This window comes from Rhodoferax sp. RT5P35 (assembly GCF_056521385.1).
The window spans coordinates 1-1,212 of sequence record NZ_JBWMAX010000220.1; the positions used below are offsets into that span (position 1 = coordinate 1).

A 1,212-nucleotide genomic window follows, 5' to 3' on the forward strand; every position below is an offset into this window, starting at 1 on the left:
GCTGTAAGTCCAGGCGTTATTGCGAATGCAGTCCGTGGGGCGCGATTCGTAAGACACTTTTGTTTCTCCTCTTCTTTTTTATTTTGGGTGCTTACTTTGTAAATTGCATCGCATGGCGGTAGCTCTTAATGGTCAGCTGCTAGATACTTAAAATAGTAACCAACAGTATCTTTAGTTTCATTTCTGGTCTATTGAGGTTTACATCTAGATGGCGCAGATGGCATCAGGTAATAGGACTTGCATGGATTGGATGGGTTTTGGCATCTTTTTGTCCAAGGTATTCAAGTTATTTACCCCTCCGCGCCTATCCCATCAGTACGAGTAGCTATAAGTTAAATAGCATCCGTAAAAACAGCCATCTGCACCGCCTTCACCAGCCGCGTCTCCTGCGCGGTGATCAAGTGCCCCGATGCCGCCAGGTAGGCACCGAAGCCGGGGTGGGTGTCGCGGGCGAAGCAGCGGCGCTCGTAGTCGGCCAGGTCGTCGTAGGCCCAGAGGTGCACAAACTGGTTTTGCGGCCCCACCAGGCTGGTGTAGAAGCCTACGGGGTGGCCCAGCGTCTCCATCAGGATGGGCATGGCCAGGCGGTTGAGCACCTCCAGAAACTCCGGCATCTTGCGCAGCGCGATGGTGTAGGTGCGGTGGTCGATCAGCGGCTTGGCACTGTTCATTTTGCGGCTCCGGCCAGGTCGGCGATGTGGTTGCCGGTGATGAAGCCAAAGGTCATGTTCGGCCCGTGGGTGATGCCCGCGCCGGGGTAGTTGCCGCCCATCATGCTGGCGCGGTCGTTGCCCACCGCGTACAGGCCGGGAATCGCCGTGCCGTCGCGCTTCAACACCTCGCCCACCACGCTGGTCTGGATGCCGTCGAAGGTGCCCAGGTCGCCCATCACCACCTTGAGCGCGTAAAACGGGCCGGTCTGCACCGGGGCCACGCAGGGGTTGGGCCGGTGCTCGGGGTCGGCTAGGTAGCGGTTGAAGCTGGTGCTGCCGCGGTGGAAGGCCGGGTCTTCGCCGCGTACCGCGCCGCTGTTGTAGTGGCGCACGGTCTGCTCCAGCCCGGCGAGGTCGATACCGGCGTTGGCCGCCAGTTCGGCCAGGGTGTTGCCGTTCACCAGGTAGCCGCTGCGCAGGTGGCCGCCCAGAGGCATGGGCGCGGGCTTGGCGTAGCCCAGGCCGTATTTGGCGATGGTGGCTTTGTCGCAGACCAGCC

General features: G+C 60.3%; 2 protein-coding genes. Both read right to left on the minus strand.

The window, feature by feature from the left end:
- Window positions 1–332 precede the first annotated feature (332 nt).
- Window positions 333–671 carry an NIPSNAP family protein gene (locus AC097L_RS25140; protein WP_479589433.1) on the minus strand — a complete coding sequence of 113 codons (339 nt, stop codon included), beginning with the start codon at window positions 669–671 and terminating at the stop codon, window positions 333–335.
- On the minus strand, window positions 668–1,212 hold a 545-nt coding region (locus AC097L_RS25145; RefSeq protein WP_479589434.1), incomplete at its 5' end, for an FAD-binding protein. The genes AC097L_RS25145 and AC097L_RS25140, both read right to left, overlap by 4 nt.